We start from the raw sequence: 18,061 nt of genomic DNA on the forward strand, positions 1-18,061 counted from the left end.
TCAGAAAAACACGGGAGAAGAAATGGCAAGATGAAAGAACAGTAAGGTAAAAGAATAAAGAATGAGTCGAATGAACATATCAGAAAAGGATTTAGACAGAGATGCAGAAGAATAATTCAACAAATAAAGCAAAATCCACAAATGCAAATAAAGCTAAAACTTCAGGCGGATCAAGAATAACAAAAAGAAAAGCAAATAAAAATACAGACAGATCGGCAAATAGTAAATCCTCATCAGGAAAAAGAAAGCAGAATACAGCGGACAGTAACGACCGTTTTCTGTATCTGATACCGGTTGTTATATGGATGATATTTATATTCTATATGTCAGGAAAGACTGGACAGGAATCCTCCGGACAGAGTGGGAAGATCAGTTTGTTTATAACAAATCTCTTGGAAAAGGTACGGCAGGATTCACCGCAGGAGATGCAGAATCTACAAGATATTCTGGAGCTTGTTATAAGAAAGACTGCACATATGACAGAATATGCGATCCTGTTCTTACTTTCATATCTGGCAACGGTGAAGATATCCATGAGCCAGAGCAGATTTTATAACAGAAGCATAGCTGTCTTAATTTCGTTATTATATGCATGTTCGGATGAGATGCATCAGTTATTGGTTCCGGGCAGGAGCGGAAAAATGATCGATGTCGGGATCGATATGGCAGGAGTGTTGATTGTTCTAATATGTATGATTCTGTCTAAGAATACGAAATGGAAGATCATTTGTGGAGTACTTTTGGGAGTGCTGTTGGTTGCAGCATTTGTCGCTCTGCTATTTGTCCCGTTTTGAAAAACTGACGCAGGACTTCGATCATTTCCGTGTGCAGCGGTTTACTTCATGCTGAAAAAATGATATATTAATGAATATATGTTATGCCAAAAGGAGCCGGAGAAATGACATTAGAGGAAGTTAGAAAGCAGATCGACGTGGTTGATAAGCAGATCAAGTCGCTGTTTAAGGAACGAATGATACTTGCAGATCAAGTCGCAAGGGTAAAGGCGGAATCAGAGGATGCTATATATAAGCCGGATCGGGAAGAAGCGATCATAACGAAGCTGACCGGGGATGTAGACGACAGCATCAAGAAAGAATATACGGCACTGATCAAGCGTATTATGGAGGTCAGCAGAAAGTATCAGTATGGGAGAACATTAGAACTTCGTAATTGTCTGAATGTATCGTTTGTGACGGAGGAACCGAAGGTAAAGAAGCTTGCCATGCTGAAGCATGAACTTTACATATGTCAGGGCTATTCCAGAGATCTGGTAAATACGGTCAGTGATTATGAACAGGTCATGGAGCTGATCCGGAAGGATGAAGCAGATGCCGGAATGGGTATATTTGAGGATATCAGCTATGGCGTATCGGATTCCCTGCATGAAGCACTTGCCATGAATGATCTCTATATTTACAGGTGTGATGAGGTGTTGGACGAGGGACACCGGAAGAAGGTCGTTACATTCGGGAAACAACTGGTAGTTCTGCCGGAGCATAACCGGTTAAAGATCGTATTTGTATGCAAGAATAAGAGCGGAAGTCTGGCGAGTGTATTATCGATGATATCCGATTATGGCGTGAATCTGACCGAGATCCATTCGGTGCCGTTCCGTGGAGGAGAATGGAATTATCGGTTTTATATCGAGTTAAACGGAAACCTGCTTCAGAAAGAGATCCAGGCACTTGTATTCCAGTTGATAAATGAGACAGAGACATTTAAGATACTTGGAAGCTATTATTGTGAACAATAAATTTTTATATATAAGGGAGAAAAGACATGATAGACAAATTAGTAAAAAAAATCAAAGAGACAAAGGCACCGATCGTTGTTGGACTGGATCCGATGCTTTCCTATGTGCCGGAATATATAAAGAAGACAGCATTTGATGAATATGGTGAGACTTTAGAGGGCGCAGCGGAAGCCATCTGGCAGTACAATAAGGGTATTGTGGACGCAGTTCATGATCTGATCCCTGCTGTTAAGCCGCAGATTGCTATGTATGAGCAGTTTGGTATCGAGGGCTTAAAGGTATTCCAGAAGACGGTTGATTATTGTAAGTCAAAGGATCTGGTTGTGATCGCAGATATTAAAAGAGGCGATATCGGATCAACATCTGCAGCATATGCAGTCGGACATCTTGGAAAGGTTGCGGTCGGAAGTAAGACATATTCCGTATTTGGTGAAGATTTTGCAACTGTAAATCCATATCTTGGTACCGATGGAATCAAGCCTTTTGTAGATGTATGTAAGGAAGAGAAGAAGGGAATCTTTGTACTGGTCAAGACATCAAATCCTTCATCCGGTGAATTCCAGGATCGTCTGATCGATGGTAAGCCGTTATATGAGCTGGTTGGCGCTATGGTTAATGAATGGGGCAAAGATACGATCGGTGAGAGCGGTTACAGCAGTGTCGGTGCTGTTGTAGGAGCAACGTATCCAGAGATGGGTAAGGTACTTCGTAAGATCATGCCGAAGTCATTTATTCTTGTTCCGGGCTACGGAGCACAGGGCGGTAAGGCTGCTGATCTGGTACATTATTTCAATGAAGACGGACTTGGTGCGATCGTAAATTCATCCAGAGGGATCATTGCAGCATACAAGCAGGAGAAATATGCTTCATTTGGCGAAGCAAATTATGCAGATGCTTCCCGTCAGGCTGTTGTTGATATGATTGAAGATATCAACAGCGTATTATAAATATCGGATTTATCAGAAAAAACGATCTGTCGTTCACTTTAGTGTGGAGACAGTGGCGGTGAGACAGATCATGTGGAAGAGATCACGGGAGGACATAGATACATGGGAAAAGTAAAGATAACAGCAGGGGTTGTGAGCCAGACCTGTATAGCAACAGATATATATAGTCTGATCCTGAAAGCAGGGGAGATTGTATCGCAGGCGGTTGCAGGTCAGTTTGTTTCTGTATATTCAAAGGATGGAAGCCGCATGCTTCCAAGACCGATCAGTTTATGTGGAATTGATAAAGAAGCAGGTACGCTTCGTCTGGTATATCGTATCGCTGGAAAGGGAACAAATGAGTTCTCAAAATTACAGGCAGGAGATACGGTTGATATTCTTGGTCCGCTTGGAAATGGCTTTATGAAGGAGTCTGGAAAAGCAATTCTGATCGGTGGAGGAATCGGAATTCCACCGATGCTGCAGCTTGCAAAAGAGCTGGACTGTGAGAAGTCCATCGTACTTGGATACCGGGATGAGCTTTTCTTAAATGAAGAATTTGAACCATATGGTAGTGTGTATCTGTCTTCCGAAGATGGAATGCATGGAACAAAGGGAAATGTAATAGATGCGATCAAAGCATGTGCGGTAACCGGTGATATCATATATGCCTGTGGCCCGACTCCGATGCTTCGGGGAATCAAACAGTATGCGGCAGAGCAGAATATCCGTTGTGAGATTTCATTGGAAGAAAAGATGGCATGTGGTGTAGGCGCCTGTCTTGCCTGTGTCTGTCAGACAAAGAATGTGGATGAGCATTCAAAGGTACACAATGCAAGGATTTGTGCAGATGGTCCTGTCTTTTATGCTGAGGAGGTGGAACTGTAATGAGTAAAGTAAATATGGCGGTAAACATCGCAGGAGTAGAATGGAAGAATCCAATTACAGTTGCATCCGGTACATTTGGTTCAGGTATGGAGTATTCGGAATTTGTCGATCTGAACCGTCTGGGAGCAGTTACGACAAAGGGTGTGGCAAATGTTCCGTGGCCGGGCAATCCGACACCCAGAATTGCAGAGACATATGGCGGAATGATGAATGCCATCGGACTTCAAAATCCGGGTATTGATACTTTTATAAAAAGAGATCTTCCGTTCCTTGCAAAATATGATACAAAAGTGATCGTAAATGTATGCGGAAAGTCAAAGGAAGATTATATAGATGTCGTAGAACGGCTGGCAGATACAGATATTGATATGCTTGAGATGAATGTATCCTGCCCGAATGTAAAAGAGGGAGGAATTGCATTTGGTCAGAAGCCGGAAGCTCTTTATGATATAACACAGGCAGTAAAGAAGGTTGCAAAGCAGCCGGTGATCATGAAGCTCAGTCCGAATGTTACAGATATTACTGAGATGGCAAGAGCTGCGGAAGCAGGTGGAGCAGATGCACTGTCACTTATTAATACACTTACAGGCATGAAGATTGATGTTAAGCGTCGTACATTTGCTGTAAAGAATAAGACTGCCGGTGTATCAGGTCCTGCGATCCATCCGATCGCAGTACGGATGGTGTTTCAGGTTGCAAATGCTGTCAAGCTTCCGATCATAGGCATGGGTGGTATCGCTACGACTGAGGATGCTCTTGAAATGATTCTGGCAGGTGCATCGGCAATCGCAGTTGGTACAGCAAACTTCAATAATCCATATGCAACAGTGGAGATTGCAGATGGAATTGAAAAATATCTGATCGAGAATCAGATTGATGATATAAATGAGTTAATTGGGTGTGTAAAATAAAAGATATTGGGTTATCTGCTTTACAGGATGTATTGGGGAGGCAGTTAGTTGGTTATGGAAAAACAATTTGAAGAAATTATATATTCCAGATATCAGGCACGTATCAGAGATATGAGGATTCTAAAGGTAGATGAGGGATTTGAACAGATCCTAGGTTACTCTGCGGAAGATGTAGAACGCTTACAGCTTCATGTAAAGGATATTATGCTGGATGAAGACTGGGAGGATTATACACAGATCATCTATACAAAGATGACGAGCCGGGGAGAAGCATATCTGGGACATCGGTTAAAAAAGAAAAATGGTGAAGTTATATATGTATTCTGTTTTGGGCGGGCATTTCAGTCGGAAGAAGGAGAAATGTGCGGAGAAATCCTTATTACAGATATAACAAATACCAAGAAGCTGTCGAAACAGCTTGAAAATCTGACCGATATTAATTCTGAACTTAATATGGAATTAGCGGATAAGAACCGTATGCTGGAGTCCATTCTCAATAATCTGGCGGGTGGTGTCGGAGTATTTGATATCGGAAATAAGAAAATTACAGTAGAATATATCAGTGAGAGCTTTTATAAGATGTTCAATCTGGAAAAAGGTCAGCTTGGTACAGAAGGAAATGAATATATCAATCTGGCATTTGAAGAAGATCGGAAAGAACTGAAACGACAGATTAAGGAGACCTTGTTGTCAAATAAGATGACAATTGGTGAATATCGCTTTATTAATAAAAATAATCCGGAATCATATTATTGGGTGCAGGTATGTCTGTCGCTCCTTGCAGCAAGAAAAAGCGTTTTTTCCATATGCGCTGTTTGTGTAGATATTACGAATAAAAAGAAAGAAGAACTGGAAAAGAGTGCACAGACCGAGATGTTGAAGTTAGTGGCGCAGGGAAGTGATGAACTCTTGTTTACCTATACGGTTGAAGATGACAGCATGGTTATATCTAAATATATGGATGGCAGAACCGTAACGGTTTTTGATGATAAAGATTTTATTGCAAACCTTGCTCAGTGTCAGTTGATCTACTCGGAAGACAAAAAAGAGGTATCAGACGTATTGGCTGAACTGACAGCTGTTAAGGATACCGAAACCGTTGAAATCAGGGTCGATTTTATCGGTAACGGTATGTATCTCTGGCATCGTGCAATGCTTGTCAGTGTTGCTGATACAAACGGTGTGGTAAAAAAGATTGTAGGTAAGTTGTATTCGATTCATGAGGAGAAACTGCAGAGTCAGGAATTAATTCTGCGTGCGGAACGTGATTCCCTTACAGGGGTTTATAATCATAGCACCTTTGTGTCTAAAGTATCCAGGTTTCTTGTGGAATTTGATGAGACGCTGTGTGCACTCTATATGATCGATCTGGATGATTTTAAATTAGTAAATGACGCATTGGGACATTATGCCGGAGATGATTTGTTGTGTGACACAGCAGTTGTTCTGGAGAGTGTTGCAAATACATATGGTGGATTTTGTGGTCGTCTCGGTGGAGATGAATTTTCTATGTTTATTCCGGATATAGTCGATGAAGATACGGCATGCATGGTTGCGAAGACACTTAATAAAGGAATTCGTGCGATTAAATGTAAGGCGGAGCACTCGGCATCAATCGGTATTGCAGTTGATACTATATCAAAGTCATTAAAATTCGATTCTTTATATTATAAAGCAGATCAGGCGTTATATTATTCCAAGCGGCAGGGCAAAGACCGCTGTATGCTTTTCTGTGAGAAGATGGATGAGGCTAAACCGGTATTAAATTCCAAGTTCAGCAGTTATTCGGATGAAGAGGATTATCTGTTGGATGACATCTCAGATGTTGTATATGTAACGGAGATGAATTCTTATAAGCTGCAATATATGAATAAGGCAGCCAAGCTTGGTGTTGGTCTGGATGAAGATGATACTTCTTATATTGACAAGCATTGTTATAAGGTGCTTCAGGGTATGGATCTTCCGTGCAGCTTCTGCACGAATAAGCTGTTATCAACGGAGAAGAGTTTTATCTCGCATCATAAGAATCTCAATAACGGAAAAGAATATGTTTTAAAAGACAGGATTGTAAACTGGCATGGAAGAAAGTGTCGTATGGAGATGGCTGTTGATATTTCTGATGCCGATAAAGTAACACAGGTTCTTTCTAACCGTTATGATATTGAGGATGCGTTGGTATCCAGTATTACACAGATTTCTACAGGAGTAGAGCATTCCTTAAATTACAGCAAACTGTTAGAAACACTTGGAGAGTATTATGGCGCAAAACATGCTTGTCTGGTGGAATGTGATTCCAATAAGTTATATGAATGTCATGAATGGAAATCAGCAAATAGTAATTCGTATGGGAAAAAACTGGAGATCTTTTATAAAGAAACTGTCCGGAAAGAACTGCAGAGTATATCTAGTAAAAAAGGTGCACTGATCATTAATCATATTTCGGACTACCCATACAAAACATCGGATCTGTATTCGTTTTTTTTGGAAAACAGGATATGGTCAATGTATTCTGTTCCGATCAAAGACAATAAGTCTGAGATTATTGGAAGGATCATTATCTTTAATCCGCAGCTTCACAGTGGTGACCTGAAGCTTATGAATCTTTTGTCTTTGTATATTGGAAATGATATTGTCAGCCGGGCGCTTGCAGAAGAACGAAATTATGAAGTGACGCATGATCGTATAACGGGAGCATATAATCGTATCTGCTATATGGATTATATAAACCGCAGACAGAATCTGGAATCAGTGGGTATCGTGATTATTGATATCAATGAAGTGCGTAATATATTTGATGAATTTGGACAGTCCTTTGTTGATAATCTGATGATTGATTATTACAGACTGTTAGATAAGGTATTTCCGAAATCCTGTATTTATCGGATTGGGGATGACGATTTTGCTGTAATTTGTGAGAATATTTCACAGTGTGATTTCCTGGATCAGGTTCGTGCATTGAAAGGTCAGCTTAAGATTGGCGATTTTACGGCATGTATCGGATATGTATGGGATGATTATGAGAAAGATATCAAGCGGATGGAAAACCATGCGTATGATATGCTCTATATGGAGAAACAGAAGTGGTACGATCAGAAGGATGAACATTCTTATAAATGGAGTACATTAACGAGAGAGCTTGTAAAAAAAGACATTAAAGACGGAATGTTCTTTGTGTATTTACAGCCGAAGGTGGACTATTCGAATGGTCGTTGTTATGGTGCAGAAGCACTGGTGAGATATGCCAAACCGGATAACCTCGCAAATGTGATCGATCGTCTGGAAAAAAGCAGAAATATAAAGTATATGGATCTCTTTGTGCTTGAAAATGTATGTAAAATGCTTATACGTTGGAAAAAAGAAGGGTATAATCTGATCCCGGTCTCCTGTAATTTTTCCAGAATATCTCTGTTGGAAGAAGATATGCCGGAGCGTATCAATGCGATTGTTGAATCTTATGGAGTTCCAAAGGATATGATCGAGATCGAGATTACAGAGTCTGTTGGTGAGATGGAACATGAGATGGTTACCAGAATTGCAAATAAACTGCATACTGCAGGTTTCAGGATTGCCATGGATGACTTTGGAACAAAATATTCCAATGTATCGATTCTTTCTTCTATGAAGTTTGATGTGATCAAGCTGGATCGGAGTATGGTTTATAATATAGACAAGAATATAGCCAGCAGAACGATTCTAAGACATCTGGTTGAGATGTGCACAGATCTTGGAGTGGAATGTATAGCGGAAGGAGTAGAGACCAAGGAACAGGCAGAATACCTGAAGGAAATGGGATGCAACCATATTCAGGGCTATCTGTATAGTAAGCCTGTGAATATTGAATCCTTCGAGCAGGTCTATATGAAGCGTGATGAATAAATAAAAAACTCCCTACAGTGATATCGACTGTAGGGAGTTTTTTATTTTTTCTTCCGGATATGAACTTCAGGGATGGCGACATCATAGGAGATGTTCGCTTCCTCCTTGGAAGATTCTGTATGTACAGGATTCGAAGTGTCAGCGTCATTCGAATCCGAGTCTGACTGCGTATGAATTTCAGGGATTGCGAGATTGTCGTAAGTCAGATTATAATCTTTTTTCTTATCTTTTCTATGTCCGAACATGAGAATATCCTCCTTTTATAACAGGTTGATGAAGAATGTAATAACAAGGCTGTTGATAAAGTCTGCAAATAAACTGCCAACAAGCGGAATCAGGAGATAGGCTTTTACGGATGGCGAATATTTATCACAGATTGCCTGCATATTTGCCATGGCATTTGGTGTTGCCCCCATTCCAAAACCACAGGTTCCGGCAACCAGAACAGCAGCATCGTAGTCACGTCCCATGATGTTGAATTCAACAAAGTATGTGAACAGACAGATCAGAATAACCTGACTGGTCAGCAGGATAAATAATGGAAGAGCGAGAGATGCAAGCTGCCATAGTTTTAATGTGATCATTGCAATACCGAGGAACAGGGAGAGAGCAATACCGCCAAGATCGTTGATCTCACCCATATGAATCGTGAATTTACCGGAATATTCACCGATATTTCGAATCAGTGCGGCTGCGATCATAGCACCGATGTAGATTGGAAAAGTTAACCCGGTTTTTGTCAGTAACCATGAGAATATCGTTCCGAGTCCTATTGCAAGGATCAATTGAAAAACAGCGGCTGCATACATATTTGTATGACGTTCATGTTTCTTTTCTTCTTCGATCAAAAGGCTGTCATCTTCAGGCACAACCGTTTCTAACAGATTCTTTTTCTCGATCAGTCGTTTTCCGAGTGGACCGCCGATCAGACTTCCGGCGATCAAACCAAAGGTTGCAGCTGCGGTACAGATTGTGGTTGCACCGGATATGTCAAAGTCTTCCAGAACCGGACCGAAGGCACCTGCGGTTCCGTGTCCGCCGACCATTGGGATTGATCCGGTACACATACCGATCAGAGGGTCAAGTCCAAGGATCCTGGACATACCGACAGCAAGCAGGTTTTGAAGTACGATCAGAGCAATAACAAGCCCCAGAAAGACCGCCAGTGATTTGCCACCGCTCTTTAAGACCTTCAGATTTGCCTGAAAACCTACAGAGGTAAAGAAGAATACCATACAGACTTCCCGTAGGGTATCATCAAAGGAAAATTCTGCCAATCCCGTACTGTAACAGATACAGGTGAAGATTGCAAATAAGAGTCCGCCGATAACAGGAGAAGGTATACAGAATTTTTCCAGAAAGAAGATCCTTTTTTTCAAAAATGTTCCAAGCATCAACACAAGGACGGCAATCGCAAGTGTCTGATACATATCTAATTGAATTTTCATAATTACCCTTTCTTATGTTCAGAAATTATCGTACATCAACGGTAATCCCTTTTTCTTTGTAGTAAGCAGCAGCCCCTTTGTGAAATGGGATCGTGATGCCCTTTGTTGCTGCCTGTTCATTTAACTGCATATCGATCGAAAGTGAATATTGCAGATCATTTGCATGTTCAAACAGAAGCCTCGTAAGATCTTCTACAGTATCCTTCGATAAGTCGTTATCTGCAAGCATGACAGCCTGCACACAGACCGTTGATACATCCTCGGTCTGACCGGAATAGGTATTTGCGGGAATGATAAAATCGGAGTAATACGAATAAGCAGACAATAGCTTATTTTTACAACTGTCGTTAAGTCCGATCAAACGGATATCACAGGTTCTTGTCAGCTCTTCAATGACCGTGGTCTGAATGCCTGCTGTAACAAAGAAAGCATCAATTTCACCGGAAACCAGGCTTTCGGCAGCATCGATATAGTCAAGGTTTGTGGTTTTGACCAGATCGTTATTCAGACCGGCAACCTCAAGGATCTGTTTTGCATTTCGTTCCGTACCGGAATCGGATGCTCCGATGCTTATGGTTTTTCCGGTCAGGTCATCGAGAGACTTGATGTTTGAATCTTTTTTTACAATGATCTGGCAGGCTTCCGGATACAGAGAGGCGATAGCGGAATATCCACTGATCGATTTTCCCACAAATGTGCCTGTGCCGTTTACTGCGTCGTCAATCATATCATTTTGTGCAATACAGAGATCAATGTAACCGTCGGCAAGCAGTCGTAGATTTGCCGCAGATCCGGCAGTCTTCTTTGCTTCAATGCTGTAATCAGGGGCATCGTTGTTGACCAGACCGGCATAAGCATTTGCAAAGGTATAATAGATACCGCCGATATCCGCCGCACCGAATCGGATGGCGTCTTTTTTGCTGCTGCATCCTGTTCCGATAGTGGAAATAAGCAGGATCAGACAGAGAAAAAGTGCTGTTTTTTTCTTCATATTGATAAAATTTCCTTTCTAATGTATATATTTTTTCGTAAATATGGTAATATAGGACGGAATTGTTCTAAAGGTATGTCGAAAAATATAGACCTTTGGCTATTGTACAACAATTAGATACAAAATGGAACAGAAAAAATTAACCATTTGTGTTTCGAAACCATTTGTGCTAGAATGAGTTCGAAATGCCTAACTAAAGGGTACATAAATGGTCTGAAATCAAGGAGGAATGAAAGAAAAATGGAACAGTACAAACAGGAATTCATTGAATTTATGATCGATTGTAATGTATTAAAATTTGGAGATTTTACAACAAAGAGTGGAAGAAAAACACCTTTCTTTGTAAATACCGGATTTTACAGAACAGGGGCACAGTTAAAGAGACTGGGTGAGTTCTATGCGGAAGCAATCAACAGTGCGTTTGGTCTTGATTTTGATGTATTGTTTGGACCTGCATACAAGGGAATTCCGCTTTCAGTAGCAACTACCATGTCAATTGCAGAAATGTATGATGAAGACATCAAATATTGCTCAAACAGAAAAGAGATCAAGGATCACGGAGATAAGGGAATCTTACTCGGAAGCCCGATCTCAGATGGTGATAAGGTTGTTATCATTGAAGATGTAACAACAGCCGGAACATCGATCCAGGAAACTATGCCGATCATTAAGGCACAGGGAGATGTAGATGTTATGGGACTTGTTGTTTCTGTTGATCGTATGGAGCGTGGACAGGGCAAGAAGAGTGCACTGACAGAGATTCAGGAAGAATATGGTATCCAGACAACTGCTATTGTTACAATGGCAGAGGTTGTAGAGCATTTATATAATAAAGAATATAAGGGAAAAGTCATAATCGATGATAAGTTAAAGGCTGCGATTGATGCTTATTATGATATTTATGGCGTAAAGTAGAAACGGTTGGTAGAAAAATGAAACTAGGAAGAAATGATATCTGCTGGTGCGGAAGTGGAAAGAAATACAAATCCTGCCATTTGAACATCGACAGCAAACTGGAAGAAATGAAGCTGAAGGGATATAAGATCCCGACAAGAAGAATGATGCGTTCACCGGAACAGATCGAAGGAATCCGCGTGGCATCCAAGGTAAATACAGAGGTGCTTGATTTCATTACTCCATTTGTAAAAGAAGGAGTATCTACAGGTGAGCTTGATCGAAGAATCTATGAATACACGAAATCAATCAATGCAATACCTGCCTGCCTTGGATATGAAGGATATCCGAAGAGTGTCTGTATATCGATTAATGATGTTGTCTGTCATGGTATACCGGATGAGAAAACAATCCTGAAAAATGGAGATATTGTCAACATTGACTGTACAACGAAATATAATGGATATTTTGGTGATTCATCTCGTATGTTCATGATCGGAGATGTTGATCCGGTCTGGAAGAAGCTGGTAGAGGATACAAAGAAAGCACTGGATCTTGGAGTAGAAGTATGTAAGCCATATTCAACGATCGGTGATATCGGATATGCGATCAATACATTTGCCAAAGAGCAGGGCTATTCTGTTGTCCGTGAGATCGGCGGACATGGTGTGGGACTTGATATCCATGAAGATCCGTATGTCAGCCATATCGGACAGCCGGGCAAGGATTATGTGATTGCTCCAAGCATGACATTTACGATCGAGCCAATGATCAATCTAGGTGTGCCTGACGTATGGCAGGATGCTGACGATGGCTGGACGATCCGTACAGATGATGGCAAGCCATCTGCCCAGTGGGAATACACCCTTCTTATGACCGAGCACGGAATTGAGATTCTGGCAAAATAATACTTTCACATAATTATACAAAACACAGGGATTGCCCCTATACAGACCATAAGCCCCATTATAAATGACTCGTTACGGTTTCTGTTCAATGCATATGCCTGATTCGTAAATACTCCTGCGCTAACTCGCCAACTAAATGTTGGCTCAGACAAGCGCTCGTATTTACTGGCAATATGCATTTCACGACGAAACCTTCACTAAATGTCATATTATAATGGGGCTTATGGTCTGTATAGGGGCAATCCCTGTGTTTTATATTTTAAATGAATGACATTATTTTGCCAGAATGCTTAAGATCTCGTTGCTTCTTGCGACGAACTTGGTCATGGCATCGGCAGATAATGGACGGTTTGCAAGGACTGCCAAGTCATATAACTGACAGCAGATGGTAGGAGTGTTCTCGCCATCCGGGTTGTCAAGGACATATTTGACCAGATTGTTGTTGGCATTTAATACCAGCGTTTCACCCTTGCCGCCGAACATGGCAGGATCCATGCCCATACCGGCCATACCATACATCTTCATCATTTCCTGCATACGTCTGGATTCTTCTGATAAGGTCAGCATAGAAGATAAGTCCTTATTCTTTAATGCTTCTACCTTGATCGTGATATTTTCGACATCCAGTGCTTTCTTGAAGAGTTCGGTCAGCTTGTCGGTATAATCCTTTGCTGTTTCTTCAGATAATGATTCATCTACAAAATTATCGGACAGATCTGCATCGATTCTGTAGAAATGTACATTTTCATTTTTCTGTTCCAGAAGCGTGATAAATGGGCTGTCAATCGTCTGTGTCATGATCAGGGCATCCATGCCTTCCTCTTTGAACATGTTAATGTACTGTGACTGAGCAACTTCATCCGTAACATAGAAGACTTTGTTTTCGTATTTTTCTTTTCCGGCTTCCAGATATTCCGGCAGAGTCAGGTATTTGCCTTCCAGATTCTTATAGATACAGAAATCTTTCATCTTCTCTAAGAATTTCTCATCTTTTAAGCAGCCGAATTTGATAAATGGGTTGATATCATCCCAGTATTTCTCATAATCTTCTCTGTGAATCTTATACATACCGGATAATTTATCGGCAACCTTCTTTGTGATGTAATCGGAAATCTTTTTAACAAATCCATCATTCTGCAGAGCACTTCTGGATACGTTTAGCGGAAGATCCGGACAGTCGATGGTACCTTTTAACAGCATCAGGAATTCAGGGATAACTTCTTTGATGTTATCAGCTACGAATACCTGGTTGTTATACAGCTTGATCGTTCCTTCCAGATTATCGTACTGGGTATTGATCTTCGGGAAGTACAGAATGCCTTTCAGGTTAAATGGATAGTCCATGTTCAGGTGGATCCAGAACAATGGATCTTTGTAATCATGGAATACTTTATGATAGAAGTCTTTGTATTCATCGTCTGTACAGTCATTTGGATGCTTGGTCCAGAGAGGTGTTGTAGTATTTAAAGGCTTTGGTGCTTCTTTTTCTTTCTTTTCGGCAGCATCCTTTGTTTCATCGGTTTCAGCAGTAGCTTCTTCTGATGCTTCAGCTTCGGTTGCCTTTTCTTCTTCATCTTTTGCAGGGGCATCTGCATTTGTAAAGTAGATCTCTACAGGCATGAAAGAGCAGTATTTGTCAATTACTTCTTTGATACGGTATTCATTTGCAAATTCATAGCTGTCTTCATTCAGATACAGGGTGATAACGGTACCTCTGGTTTCTTTGTCGCCTTTATCCATGGAGAAGTCCGTTCCGTTCTCACATTCCCAATATACAGGTTCTGCGTCCTGTTTGTAGGAAAGGGATTCGATTGTTACCTTATCGGCAACCATGAATGCGGAGTAGAAACCGAGTCCGAAATGACCGATGATCTGTTCCTCTGTTGCCTTGTCCTTGTACTGTTCAAGAAATGCAGCAGCACCGGAAAATGCGATCTGATTAATATACTTTTCGACTTCTTCAGCAGTCATACCGATACCATTATCAATAAACTGTAAGGTCTTGTTGTCCGGGCTTGCGATCACATCGATACGATAAGGTTCGTCCGGTTCGTCAAATTCGCCCATCAGAGATAATTTCTTTAACTTTGTTACAGCATCACAGCCGTTTGAGATTAATTCCCTGACAAAGATATCATGGTCGGAATACAGCCATTTCTTGATGACAGGGAAAATGTTTTCGCTGTTAATTGATAAACTTCCTTTTTTCATAAAAAATGCATCTCCTTATATAAATTCTATATTATTCCAGTTGTCAGAACAAATCGGAATACGCAAATATATATATGTGTAATGAGAGAAATATCTGCCCTATCTGTTCTGTGTTATCACTAACAGATATCATAAATCAGAAAAAAATAGAAGTCAAGACAAAATTAGCACTCAAATACGTTGAGTGCTAATAGTTCACAAATATTTTATGGTTTATTTAGAAATGAATGCTGTAACAGGTGGTTAAAAGATCTGATTCTGTTTAAAAAAAGCAGATACATTTGCATCCCAGATGGTTGCAAGAGTCTTATCCATGGAAAAGATATTCATGGATGCCATCGTGGTAAGTGTGATCTTTTCTCCGTCAAAGTAGACATTTAAGGATAGGTTTGCGATATCGGATAGAGAGAGATCCAGATGATTCTGTTCAATAATCCGGTTGATATTTGCATCCGATAAGATCAGTACGATCTTGAAATTCAACGGAAGCTTATTTCCCTTGATAACATTGAAGATGTGCTGCCTGACATTTCCCCATGTCGTGTAAGTCTTTGAGGTCATTTCTTCCAGTTCTTCCGTATCAAAAAAAGATGGATTCAGTCTGCCGTCGATCGTATAAGAAACGTCGGAACGGACATAGGCTTCCACCAGCAAAAATGTGTCAAAGACCGGTTCCATCAGAAGCTTTTTAACGAAGTTTTTTGTTTCAGTAATTTCTATATTAAGCATATAAAGCTTTTACCTCCCTGCAATAAACAACGGATTGCGATAAAATTCTTGCCTCTAGTTTACAGGAAAAGAGGAAAGGTTGCAATCGGAAATCTGAAAACAGCCGGATGAGAAAATCCATTTGTTGAACTTTAGCGGGAGGTGTGTTAGTATTTTTACAGATTTATAAAAATATGGGAGGTTTTGAAATGGCAGAGATTATATGGAAGGATCGCAAACGTATATTTTTCGGATTACCATGGACATTTACAAAGTACAGCTTATCAGAGGATCGGTTATTTATCAGTACGGGGTTCTTCAGTGTGAAAGAAGATGAAGTACGACTTTATCGCATCATGGATGTTTCATTGGAACGTAAATTATGGCAGAGAATGTGCGGACTTGGAACGATCAAATGCTGTTCCGCAGATAAGACAATGGGAGATTTCGAGATCAAGAACATCAAGAAGTCCAGAGAGGTCAAGGAAATGTTATCAAATATGGTAGAAGATGAACGTACCAAAAAGAAGGTTTCCAGCCGTGAGTTCATGGATCATGAACGCGATGAATTCGACGATTACGACGACCACGATACATATTAACGAGGACGATCAAAAGTACGTTGCTGCTTTATACGATAGTAGTTTGCTTTGATCGGTAATGTAAGATCGTATTTGGTTGTTCAGCAAGAGGTATGCTTTGACGATTAAATGAGAGCTGATATTACATATTATTCCGCAAGACGCTTTCGCTCTACCTTCGACGTAGTGGTACATAAGGCTGCAAAAGACGCAGCCTAAGTACCAACGCTCAGGCAGGCTTGCTTCATAATAGTAATATCAGTTCTCATTTTAAATTATAAGGTAAAGTGATTGCTGAACAACCAGATACGATCTTTTACGATATGAAAGCAAGATACCATGATATAAAAGCAACAACGCATTTTTGATCTGTCTGTGGAATCAAGTATCGAAGAAGAATATATCTTATTATAGACAGACAGAGTCCACTGCATACCTTTATGGAGCAGACCTTTTTTCACGTCGGTCCTTAACGAGTCACCGAAGGTGAGGAGGTTAGTACCGTTACGTGAAAAATAGAACGCAAGTGTTCTGCGTAATAAAGGGTATGGCAGGGGTCTCTGTCGTCAGGAAATCAGATATTCTCGGCTATCTTGGTGACGCCAACATAGATTTGGGAGACTTTGTACCAGGTGGAGTAGTCGGTGATGCCGGTAACGGGCAGGTCGAAGATCTGCTGAAAGCGTCTGACGGCATCGGCAGTGGCAGGTCCATAGATGCCATCGGCGGCAACAGTTGGTATGGATGGATAATTCTGTGCGATACGATTTAACTGCTCCTGAAGCTGACGAACCTTGTCACCGGTTGCGCCAATTGACAGATCATATCCCGGATAAGAGGATGGAATACCGGCAATGGTTTCGGCAGAGTTGATATAAATGGAATCGCCATAGTAGTAGCGTAAGATCTCTATCGCAGACAGTCCCTGATCGGCAAGATACTTGGAACCCCATTGGGTCATCCAGTTTGGACAGGTGACCCGTTTCCCGTCACAGTATTGTGTAAAGATCGGTTGGGTGACACCCGGCCTTGATAGATAATTGGCAAATTGTTCATCAACGATACGGGAGATATTTTTATATATTGTCTTGTTATAGATCCATTTCTGATCGTAAGCGGTTGAAGATGTGATCGTAAAATCGTATCCCTTTCCACGATACCATTCTGTATAGACACGGTTTAAGGTGAAGGACATAATTGCAAGGATGTTGGCTCGAAGGGAAGCATCCGGCCATGTGGAGTAGATTTCATTTGATGCAACATTCTTTATGTAGTCTTTGTAAGGTACATAGTAGTCGATTGCAGTTGGGTCGGAAGGAGCTCCATCATGTACCACGATGGTTTCCGGAATCACGACACGGCTTAAGACGATCTCGCCTGTCTCTGCAACTGTTTTAATCTCATCCTCAGCAATCTTTGGCGGATATTCTTCCCAGAGGGTATGAGCACCGATCACCGTTGGGTTATAGCTCGATTGGTCAGTATCAGAAACACGCAGCTTAACTGACTGAATGCCCTTTTCGTCGGTAAACATCTGTACACCGGAGATGATACGTGGTTCAAATCCGGGTGCATTGATTTTCAGATTGTATTCGGAATATGGCTGGTTGTCAGATGGTTCCATGCTGTATTCCAGTGGAGGAGTTTCAAGGGTGATTCCATCGATGATACCGTCGCTGTCTGTTTGCCGTTCCTCTATAACTTCATCCGGAGTTCCGGTAGATGCGACAGAAACGACCGCACCGGTTACCGGATATGCAGTCTGTTCCGAGATGATCCTGATTTTTAATGTTCCGTTATTGTTTCCATTTGCCATTTTAGTAATCCTGAATTATAATCTGTTTATTATATGAGACAAAATCATATTTCATGCCAATAATACTTTATCAATGCAGAAGCAGGAAAGAATGTATGTTATTGCGTGGTGTAATGATCGTTTAGAAGATTTAAACGACAGAAACAAGTG

Annotated in this window: 15 protein-coding genes; 9 read left to right on the top strand and 6 right to left on the bottom strand. The window is 40.9% G+C overall.

Features of this window, described 5'->3' with window-relative positions:
* Nucleotides 1-101 precede the first annotated feature (101 nt).
* The 6 genes from DWY07_RS07200 (at nt 102) to DWY07_RS07225 (ending at nt 8,354) form a co-directional block, all read left to right on the top strand.
* Entirely contained in the window at nt 102-794 is a 693-nt protein-coding gene (locus DWY07_RS07200) for a VanZ family protein (RefSeq protein ID WP_117822582.1), read from the top strand.
* A gap of 104 nt (nt 795-898) precedes the next feature.
* Complete coding sequence (locus DWY07_RS07205; protein ID WP_117822583.1) at nt 899-1,753, top strand: chorismate mutase; 855 nt, start codon at nt 899-901, stop codon at nt 1,751-1,753.
* 26 nt (nt 1,754-1,779) lie between these two features.
* Nucleotides 1,780-2,700, top strand: coding sequence for an orotidine-5'-phosphate decarboxylase (gene pyrF, locus DWY07_RS07210; RefSeq protein ID WP_008400628.1), 921 nt, complete (start codon nt 1,780-1,782; stop codon nt 2,698-2,700).
* A 102-nt stretch (nt 2,701-2,802) separates the two neighbouring features.
* On the top strand, nt 2,803-3,567 hold the full coding sequence (locus DWY07_RS07215; protein WP_117822584.1) for a dihydroorotate dehydrogenase electron transfer subunit: 765 nt from the start codon (nt 2,803-2,805) through the stop codon (nt 3,565-3,567).
* On the top strand, nt 3,567-4,478 hold the full coding sequence (locus DWY07_RS07220) for a dihydroorotate dehydrogenase (RefSeq protein WP_117822585.1): 912 nt from the start codon (nt 3,567-3,569) through the stop codon (nt 4,476-4,478). Before DWY07_RS07215 ends, DWY07_RS07220 begins: the two co-directional genes overlap by 1 nt.
* Before the next feature lie 54 nt (nt 4,479-4,532).
* Complete coding sequence (locus DWY07_RS07225; RefSeq protein ID WP_118662769.1) at nt 4,533-8,354, top strand: EAL domain-containing protein; 3,822 nt, start codon at nt 4,533-4,535, stop codon at nt 8,352-8,354.
* Between the two features lie 41 nt (nt 8,355-8,395).
* On the opposite strand, the gene DWY07_RS07230 is transcribed toward DWY07_RS07225, so the two are convergent.
* From DWY07_RS07230 to DWY07_RS07240, 3 genes are read right to left on the bottom strand one after another with little or no spacing between them, the layout of a single operon-like run.
* The gene (locus DWY07_RS07230; protein WP_117807487.1) at nt 8,396-8,599 is read right to left on the bottom strand and encodes a hypothetical protein; all 204 of its coding nucleotides are present in this window, start codon (nt 8,597-8,599) and stop codon (nt 8,396-8,398) included.
* 15 nt (nt 8,600-8,614) lie between these two features.
* A complete protein-coding gene (gene gltS, locus DWY07_RS07235; RefSeq protein ID WP_008400636.1) occupies nt 8,615-9,802 on the bottom strand; it encodes a sodium/glutamate symporter in 1,188 nt (395 codons plus the stop codon).
* Nucleotides 9,803-9,827: 25 nt separating this feature from the next.
* Nucleotides 9,828-10,793, bottom strand: a complete 966-nt coding sequence (locus DWY07_RS07240) for a TAXI family TRAP transporter solute-binding subunit (RefSeq protein ID WP_117807488.1) — start codon at nt 10,791-10,793, stop codon at nt 9,828-9,830.
* Between the two features lie 240 nt (nt 10,794-11,033).
* Between DWY07_RS07240 and pyrE the strand changes: the two genes are divergently transcribed.
* Nucleotides 11,034-11,708: an orotate phosphoribosyltransferase gene (gene pyrE, locus DWY07_RS07245; RefSeq protein ID WP_044944879.1), complete on the top strand. Its 675-nt coding sequence runs from the start codon at nt 11,034-11,036 to the stop codon at nt 11,706-11,708.
* Between the two features lie 17 nt (nt 11,709-11,725).
* Complete coding sequence (locus tag DWY07_RS07250; RefSeq protein WP_008400640.1) at nt 11,726-12,595, top strand: methionyl aminopeptidase; 870 nt, start codon at nt 11,726-11,728, stop codon at nt 12,593-12,595.
* A gap of 273 nt (nt 12,596-12,868) precedes the next feature.
* Here DWY07_RS07250 and htpG read toward each other — a convergent pair whose 3' ends face one another.
* Both htpG and DWY07_RS07260 read right to left on the bottom strand, forming a co-directional pair.
* Nucleotides 12,869-14,806 (bottom strand): molecular chaperone HtpG, encoded by a 1,938-nt coding sequence (htpG, locus tag DWY07_RS07255; RefSeq protein WP_117822586.1) that lies wholly within the window; start codon nt 14,804-14,806, stop codon nt 12,869-12,871.
* Nucleotides 14,807-15,049: 243 nt separating this feature from the next.
* Nucleotides 15,050-15,535 (bottom strand): DUF5721 family protein, encoded by a 486-nt coding sequence (locus tag DWY07_RS07260; RefSeq protein WP_117822587.1) that lies wholly within the window; start codon nt 15,533-15,535, stop codon nt 15,050-15,052.
* Nucleotides 15,536-15,723: 188 nt separating this feature from the next.
* On the opposite strand from DWY07_RS07260, the gene DWY07_RS07265 reads away from it, so the two are divergent.
* Complete coding sequence (locus tag DWY07_RS07265) at nt 15,724-16,116, top strand: PH domain-containing protein (RefSeq protein ID WP_226801015.1); 393 nt, start codon at nt 15,724-15,726, stop codon at nt 16,114-16,116.
* A gap of 553 nt (nt 16,117-16,669) precedes the next feature.
* Here DWY07_RS07265 and DWY07_RS07270 read toward each other — a convergent pair.
* Nucleotides 16,670-17,911 carry a peptidoglycan-binding domain-containing protein gene (locus DWY07_RS07270; protein WP_117807492.1) on the bottom strand — a complete coding sequence of 414 codons (1,242 nt, stop codon included), beginning with the start codon at nt 17,909-17,911 and terminating at the stop codon, nt 16,670-16,672.
* Nucleotides 17,912-18,061 lie beyond the last annotated feature (150 nt).

It is taken from the genome of Clostridium sp. AF23-6LB (assembly GCF_003461085.1).
GTDB lineage: Bacteria > Bacillota > Clostridia > Lachnospirales > Lachnospiraceae > Coprococcus > Coprococcus ammoniilyticus.